Source organism: Pseudomonas sp. TWP3-1, from assembly GCF_049896625.1.
Lineage (GTDB): Bacteria > Pseudomonadota > Gammaproteobacteria > Pseudomonadales > Pseudomonadaceae > Aquipseudomonas.
The window spans coordinates 21,908-28,940 of the sequence record NZ_JAFCUQ010000033.1 but is presented as its reverse complement, the minus strand read 5'-3'; the positions used below and the strand labels follow the sequence as shown (position 1 = coordinate 28,940).

Genomic DNA, 7,033 nt, shown 5'->3' with positions numbered 1-7,033 from the left:
ATACATGCTTTTGGCCATGTGTGAGACGTTGGAGCAACACACCCCAGAGGAGCTGGCGGCTTTTGCTAAAGAAGCCATCGGCTGGATGGCCAGCCGAAGAACTTAGATGTGTAGATACCTATGCCGCGATGAGGGCCGCCCCGTCACCGCAGGCACATCAGCCCTTCACCAGACTCCTCACCGCCACAATCTCCGGCACCTCCACCTTGGCCATGTACACCCGCAACGGCTCGCTGATGTTGATGCGCTCATCAATATTCTGATCCAGCAGCAATTGAATTCGATCGCGCTTGAGCGTCATGGTCTGCTCGGTCGTCGGCGCCCAGATAAACTCGCTGCACGCAATGATGCCGTCATCGGCCACGTCCATGCCGAACGAGTCTTCGCTGAAACGCACGATGTAGTGGCCGGTCTTGCGGTTGAGACCGACAAAACCCTTGAGGTTGTCGGCAGCCTGGCAGATGAGTTCGGATGTGATGCGCATGGTAAACCTCACGAATTGATCGATGGTCTACACGCAGGGCGGATGGGTGGCGCGCCCTCTGCCGGGGCGCTTGCCGTGGCCAAGCGTACTGCAAACGAACGCGCAAAAGTGCGAAAAAATTCGCTTTAAGTACGTTTATGTCGGTCTGGCGATGGCACGTTTTCGTTTGAGTTGTTAAAAGGTAGGTCTTTGAAAATGCCTGCGAAAGGAACTCGACAATGCCCGCCACTTTCACCAAAAGCGCCCTGTTGCTGAGCTTGCTGCTCGGCCTCGGTCAGGCGCACGCTGCCAGTCAACTGAGCCCGGTTGCACTGGCTGCCGCCCAAGGCATTCCGCATCCAGCAGTGATCGCGCACCGTGGCGCATCGTTCGATGCACCGGAATCCACCGCCGCATCCTACAAACTCGCTCGCGATCTGGGCGCCGATTACCTGGAAATGGATTTGCAACGCAGCAAGGACGGCGTGCTGTTCGCCCTGCACGACGACAACTTGCAACGCACCACTGACGTCGCGACCAAGTTCCCGGAACGCAAGGACAGCCCGGCCAATGCCTTCACCATGGCCGAGTTGAAAACCCTCGATGCCGGCAGTTGGTACAACGCCAAATACCCGGATCGCGCGCGTCCGGCCTACGCTGGCCTGAAGATTCTGACCCTCGACGAAATCATCGACATCGCCCAGGCCAATCCGCTGCACAAGCCTGGCCTGTACATCGAAACCAAAGAGCCGAAGCAGTTTCCCGGGATCGAACGTGATCTGAAAGAAAAACTGCAGGATCGCGGCTGGCTGAGCCCGGCCGGTTCGAAACTGGCGAAAAGCGCACTCGGCGTCGGCCAGGGTAAAGGCAAAGTGATCCTGCAAACCTTCGAAAAGAGCAGCCTGGAAATGCTGCAGAAGGAAATGCCGCAAGTTCCGAAGATCCTGTTGCTGTGGGTTGGCGAAGGCAGCATCGAACCGAAATCCAACGTAACTTTCGCGGCCTCCGGCGAGCAGGACAAGAACGCCTTCTACGGCAAGCAGGAACCGAAATCCAAAGCTGAATTCCAGCAATGGGTCGACTACGCCAAGGCTCAAGGCGCAATCGGCACCGGCCCCTCGGCGAAACTGACCAATGGCGGCGATCAGAGTTATTCGGATCTGGTGCAACCGTGGATGAACCAGTACACCCACGATCAGGGCCTGCTGGTGCACGTTTACACCGCCGATGAGCCGGTGGACTTCCAGAAGGTCATGGACGCTGGCGTTGACGGTATCTTCACCAACCGCGCCAGCGAGCTGTTGAAGTTCTATAAACGCCCGGCGGCGGCCAGTGTTGATCAGGTGTTGAAGAACAACGGTTTCTAAGTGGCACCCGACACCGCGTGGACAGGCCGCCTCTGGCTGGGGCACGACTATGGCTTGATCCACGGGGTGTCGGGGCGCACTGCGCCCCACTCGCATTACGCCCACCAGATCATTCTTGCGCCTGAGCGGCCGGTAACGGTTGTGCTTGAGGGTGAGCCTGTCACCTCGTCTCGCCTGATGATTGCGTCGCAAACCCGCCATGCGATTGTTGATGCGCCGGACCCGTTGTTTACCGTGTACGCCGAGCCGTTGCTGTTTGACGTTGAAGCATTACGCGCGGCGTTGTTTAACAGCCAACTGTCGCTCGCTGCTCTAGAGCAAGCTGTGCGGCACTGCCCGCGTCGCCCACTCAGCGATCCACGGATCGAACGCGCACTTGCGGCCATCGATACCTCACTGTCAGGCAAAGTCGCGGCAAACGCCGTGGCCGCTACGGCACATTTGTCAGTCAGCCAGTTGCAACGCTTGTTCGTCAGCCAGGTCGGTCTGCCGGTGCGCAGGCTGGTTTTGTGGCGGCGCCTGCGGTTGGCGATAACGGCGATCCTCGCCGGCAGCGCGGTGACCGACGCCGCCCACGCTGCCGGGTTTGCCGACTCGGCGCACTTCTCGCGCAGTCTGAAAAAACTCTTCGGCGTCACCGCCCGTCAGGCGTTGCAGCATATCGAAGTGCGCTTGCTCGACTGACTCAACGGCGCAAGCCTTCCGGCACAGTCGGCTCCTTGCCGAGCCTCACCGCGGTGAACGGGTCCACGATCTGCGCTACATAATCCCGTGGAAAATCAGCTCGACTGCCAATCCCCAGATCGCCCTCGCGAATGCGGTAATCCTCGGTATAAAACGCCGTGCCCAGCAGCCAGTCCCACAGGTTAAAGAACAGCCCGAAATTGACGTCGCCAGCGCGCCCATACTTCATATGATGAAAGCGATGCAGCGGCGCCCAGGCGAAAATCCAGCGCAACGGGCCCAGGCGCATGTCGACATTTGAATGTTGCAGCAACAGTTGGATAGCGATGGCGAACGCCAGCAACACCGCCACATTCGACGGAATCCCCAGCAGCACCAATGGCAACAAACCTGCCGAAGCCTCCAGCAGTTGATGCAATGGATGTTTCATCAAACCGTTGAATCCGTAGAGTCGTTCAACGCTGTGATGCACCGCGTGTAACCGCCACAACCACGGCAGGCGATGGCTGGCGTAATGCATCAGGCTCACACCGGCATCAGCGATGAAAATCGCCAGCAGCAATTGCAGCCACAGCGGCCAGCCCGACGGCCATGCACCGTCAATCGCCAGCAACGCCACCAGCCCCGGCAGCGCCAGCAGGCCAACGGCGTTCAACGTTTCGTTGACCAGCGCATGCAGGATGTCGCGGCGGCGATCCCCGGCCGGGTGATTCCAGTTCGATTCGTAAGGCAAATAATGTTCAGCCGCGAACGACAGCAACAACGCCAATAGAAACAGCGGCAACAACCACAGCGTCGCGACGCCTGACAATACAAGCGCTGCCCCGATAAAGCCGCCCCAGAACAACGGCGCGTACAACCGCGCAAAGATGCGTTTCATGTCGACCTCCATAGATTGAAGGTCAAGCATGCAAGCCTGCCGAAAACGCCGATTGAACAAACAACGCAAGTTTTAAGGATGAGTTAAGTTGCGCTGGTTAACCTGAGGCCACTTAAACGAATCAACCAAATCAACCAAAGGAATAACCGATGAAAACTTTGACTGCCCTGTTTACCGCTGCTGCCCTGACCCTTACCGCTGGCCTGGCTCAGGCTGACGTTCGCGTCGATCAGATCCCGCAACTGGTCAAGGAAGGCAAGATCAAATCGCTGGAGTCGATGAACGCCGAAGCACTGAAACTGCACCCAGGTGCAACGATCACCGACACCGATCTGGACAATCACTTCAACGGCTACGAGTACGAAGTTGAGCTGAAGACCGCTGATGGCAAAGAGTTCGACGTTGATTTCGACGCGACCACCGGCAAAGTTCTGAGCGACAAGCAAGACACCTGATAAACCGGGTCATCGAGCCGCACGATTGCAAAATCGTGCGGCTTTTTTGTGTCTGGCGTTTGTCGGCCGACCCCGGTACCTGTGGGAGCTGGCTTGCCAGCGATGGCGGCATGTCAGTCAGTGCACAGGTCACTGACTGATCGCGCCGAATGTCAGGCGCTCAGACGCGCGGTGACTTCGTTCAAACGCCCCGACAGTCCATGCAGGTTCTGACTAGCGCTTTCGGTGCGTTGCACGTTGTCGAGGTTGGTGCTGGCGATCGAGGTGATCTCGGTCAGGTTGCGCGAGATGTCTTCGGCGACCGAGGTCTGCTCTTCGGCGGCGGTGGCGATCTGGCGGTTCATGTCGCGAATGGCTTCCACTGCTTGGGTGATGCGCTCCAGCATCGCGCCGGCTTGCGTCACTTGCTCGACGCTTTCATCGCTTTTCGACTGGCCGCTTTCGATGGCTTGTGCAGCATCCACCGCGCCGGTCTGCACGCTCTGGATAATCTGGTTGATCTCGATAATCGACGCCGCCGTACGTTGCGCCAAACTGCGCACTTCATCGGCAACCACCGCAAATCCACGTCCGGCCTCGCCAGCACGCGCCGCTTCAATCGCGGCGTTGAGCGCCAGCAGGTTGGTCTGCTCAGCAATGCCACGAATCACTTCCAGCACCTTGCCGATGCGGCCGCTGTCGGCTTCGAGACGACGGATCACCGAGGCGGTGTTAGCGATTTCACCGCGCATCTGCGTGATTGTGTGAATGGTGCCCTGCATGACTTTTTCACCCTGCTGGGCGGACTGGTCGGCATCGTCGGCAGCCCGTGCTGCATCAGCGGCGTGACGCGCGACTTCCTGGGCGGTGGCGGACATTTCGTTCATTGCCGTAGCCACTTGATCGGTGCGGTTGAACTGCTCGTTGGTGCCGCCAGCCATCAGCGTGGCAATGGAGTTCAGCTCGCCGCTGGCGCTGTCCAGATCCTGGGCGCTGCGTTGCAGGTGGCTGAACGTTTCAGCGAGGAAATCACGCAGGGTATTGGCCGCAGCGGCCAGATTACCCAGCTCATCCTGACGGGTGCTGACCACACGTTCGCCAAAACGCCCCTGGCTCAACTGGCTGACGTAGTCGATCAGTTTGCGAATCGGCTCGACCAGGTTGCGGTTGACCAGCCACAGGCTGAACACGCCAATTACAACGCCCGACGCGAGCATCACCAGCAAACCCAGCCACACAGTGCGGTCGGCGCTGGCGCTGATCTGCGCCGATTGCTCGACGCCCTCTTTACGCAGCTCGGAAACCAGTGCGCTCATCTGATCGCTGGTGGCGCGGTCGACACCTTTGACGGCAACGTCGCCGGCAGTCGGATCGGCACCGGCAGCCACGTAGGCATCGCGGCCCTTCTGATACGCCGTGCCCAGTTGACGGTGTTCTTCGCGCAGTCGTTCGATGCGGGTTTTCAGCGCAGGCTCGATGCCCTTCTGGTTGGCCAGCTCACCGAGAATCCCTTGCACATCACGTTGGCGGTCTTCGAACTGGCTCCAGTATTTCGCCAGGTCCGCGGGTTGCTTGCCGCGCAGCAAAACGTTTTTCCATTCCTGCACCTGCACCTTGAATTGCAGGTTGGCTTCGTCGATCAGTTGCGAGGTGCGCAAGGGCCCTTCGATCAACTGGCCGTAACTCTGCACGCCGTTGGACAGGAAGTGGAAACAGGCCAGCGCGATCAACAGGATCGCCAGCAGGCTGCCGCTCAACAGGGCAAGAATTTGCCCCTTCAGGGATTTTTGTACCGACATCGCAGCTACTCATGACAGGGATGAGGCACGTCCGACAAGACGTGAATTGTGGCCGGACATCCATGTCGGCGAACCGTGGCTCATGGCCAAAGGCGCGCAAGCTAACTCAGCTGTAATCGGCGCACCAGAGCGCTTCTTGAAAAATTTCCGACGACTGGCAAGCCATTGATTTGGCGTCATTTGACTGTCACCAAATCGTCATGAACCGGCGCGATGATGCGGCTCAGGTGAATCTGCAAATCCCGCGACAGACGCCCTCCTCGCAGCGAGCCTTCATGAACCACAGCCTCGACCTGAGTCACCGCGATCCAGACCTGTTCGGCCTGCTTTACGGCTTTCAATTTCGCCCCGGTGAACGCGGCCGCGAGGTGGATTCCGCGACCGCTCTGCGTTGCCTGCAAGACGACACCGATGGCGATGAATTCCTCTGGCTGCATCTGAATCTGGCGCACGCCGCGTGCGAACGCTGGATGAAAAGTCATCTGCAATTGCCCGAGGAGTTTTTCGAAGCGCTGCATGAAGGCTCGCGCTCGACGCGCATCGAGCATGTCGATTCGGCGCTGCTGGCGGTGGTCAACGACGTGGTGTTCAACCTGAGCAGCATGGTTTCGTCTGACGTATCGACGTTGTGGGTGTGCGTGCGCAGCAAGCTGATTGTCAGCGCGCGTCTGCAACCGTTGCACTCGGTGGACAAGTTGCGCTCGTCGGTCAAGGCCGGCGAATGCTTTCGCTCACCACTGGAGCTGCTGGTGCATCTGCTGCGCGATCAGGGCGAAGTACTGACGCAGATCGTGCGCAAGACCAGCCTCAGCGTCGATCAGATCGAAGACGAACTGCTCTCCTCGCGCCTATCGACCAACCGCGCCGAACTTGGTGCCAACCGGCGGGTGCTGGTGCGTTTGCAACGCTTGCTGGCGCTGGAACCCGGCTCGTTGCTGCGCCTGCTCAATCGCCCTCCTCCATGGCTGCAGAAGGAAGACGTCAAGGAGTTGCGCAAATCCACCGAGGAGTTCGCGCTGATCATCAACGACCTGACCGCGCTCGGCGAGCGGATCAAGCTGTTGCAGGAAGAGATCGCCGCCAACCTCAACGAACAGAGCAACCGCACGCTGTTCACCCTGACCGTGGTCACGGTGCTGGCGCTGCCGATCAACATCATTGCCGGTTTTTTCGGGATGAATGTGGGGGGCGTGCCGTTGTCGCAGGATGAGCATGGGTTCTGGATTCTGGTTGCGCTGGTGGCGACGTTTACCGTGATTGCCGGGCGTTGGGCCTTCCGCAAACGCCGGGATTATTAAGATCCCTGTGGCGAGGGAGCTTGCTCCCGCTGGGGTGCGAAGCGCCCCCCAAAACCAATCACCGCGATTTATCAGACAGAATGTAATCTGCCGCATTACGACTGCTGC

At 59.1% G+C, this 7,033-nt stretch carries 7 protein-coding genes; 4 read left to right on the top strand and 3 right to left on the bottom strand.

All coding sequences use genetic code 11. The annotated features are described in order from the left end of the window. Positions 1–157: 157 nt before the first annotated feature. The gene (locus ACP7BN_RS27285; RefSeq protein ID WP_426206906.1) at positions 158–484 is read right to left on the bottom strand and encodes a DUF2025 family protein; all 327 of its coding nucleotides are present in this window, start codon (positions 482–484) and stop codon (positions 158–160) included. A 218-nt stretch (positions 485–702) separates the two neighbouring features. On the opposite strand from ACP7BN_RS27285, the gene ACP7BN_RS27280 reads away from it, so the two are divergent. Further along, entirely contained in the window at positions 703–1,830 is a 1,128-nt protein-coding gene (locus tag ACP7BN_RS27280; protein ID WP_426206905.1) for a glycerophosphodiester phosphodiesterase, read from the top strand. Continuing rightward, the gene (locus tag ACP7BN_RS27275; protein ID WP_426206903.1) at positions 1,831–2,514 is read left to right on the top strand and encodes a helix-turn-helix domain-containing protein; all 684 of its coding nucleotides are present in this window, start codon (positions 1,831–1,833) and stop codon (positions 2,512–2,514) included. Between the two features lies 1 nt (position 2,515). Here the strand turns inward: ACP7BN_RS27275 and ACP7BN_RS27270 are convergent, their stop codons facing one another. Continuing rightward, positions 2,516–3,394, bottom strand: a complete 879-nt coding sequence (locus ACP7BN_RS27270) for a sterol desaturase family protein (protein ID WP_426206901.1) — start codon at positions 3,392–3,394, stop codon at positions 2,516–2,518. Positions 3,395–3,543: 149 nt separating this feature from the next. Between ACP7BN_RS27270 and ACP7BN_RS27265 the strand changes: the two genes are divergently transcribed. Next, the gene (locus tag ACP7BN_RS27265) at positions 3,544–3,849 is read left to right on the top strand and encodes a PepSY domain-containing protein (protein ID WP_420646384.1); all 306 of its coding nucleotides are present in this window, start codon (positions 3,544–3,546) and stop codon (positions 3,847–3,849) included. Between the two features lie 152 nt (positions 3,850–4,001). Here ACP7BN_RS27265 and ACP7BN_RS27260 read toward each other — a convergent pair whose 3' ends face one another. Beyond that, positions 4,002–5,627, bottom strand: coding sequence for a methyl-accepting chemotaxis protein (locus ACP7BN_RS27260; RefSeq protein ID WP_426206900.1), 1,626 nt, complete (start codon positions 5,625–5,627; stop codon positions 4,002–4,004). A gap of 275 nt (positions 5,628–5,902) precedes the next feature. Between ACP7BN_RS27260 and ACP7BN_RS27255 the strand changes: the two genes are divergently transcribed. After that, positions 5,903–6,925 (top strand): transporter, encoded by a 1,023-nt coding sequence (locus ACP7BN_RS27255; protein WP_420646383.1) that lies wholly within the window; start codon positions 5,903–5,905, stop codon positions 6,923–6,925. Positions 6,926–7,033 lie beyond the last annotated feature (108 nt).

Excerpts from the sequence above, each read along its gene's own strand:
- ACP7BN_RS27260 (WP_426206900.1), bottom strand. The coding sequence starts at position 5,627 with ATGTCGGTACAAAAATCCCTGAAGGGGCAAATTCTTGCCCTGTTGAGC.
- ACP7BN_RS27270 (WP_426206901.1), bottom strand. The coding sequence starts at position 3,394 with ATGAAACGCATCTTTGCGCGGTTGTACGCGCCGTTGTTCTGGGGCGGC.
- ACP7BN_RS27280 (WP_426206905.1), top strand. The coding sequence starts at position 703 with ATGCCCGCCACTTTCACCAAAAGCGCCCTGTTGCTGAGCTTGCTGCTC.
- ACP7BN_RS27285 (WP_426206906.1), bottom strand. The coding sequence starts at position 484 with ATGCGCATCACATCCGAACTCATCTGCCAGGCTGCCGACAACCTCAAG.
- ACP7BN_RS27265 (WP_420646384.1), top strand. The coding sequence starts at position 3,544 with ATGAAAACTTTGACTGCCCTGTTTACCGCTGCTGCCCTGACCCTTACC.
- ACP7BN_RS27255 (WP_420646383.1), top strand. The coding sequence starts at position 5,903 with ATGAACCACAGCCTCGACCTGAGTCACCGCGATCCAGACCTGTTCGGC.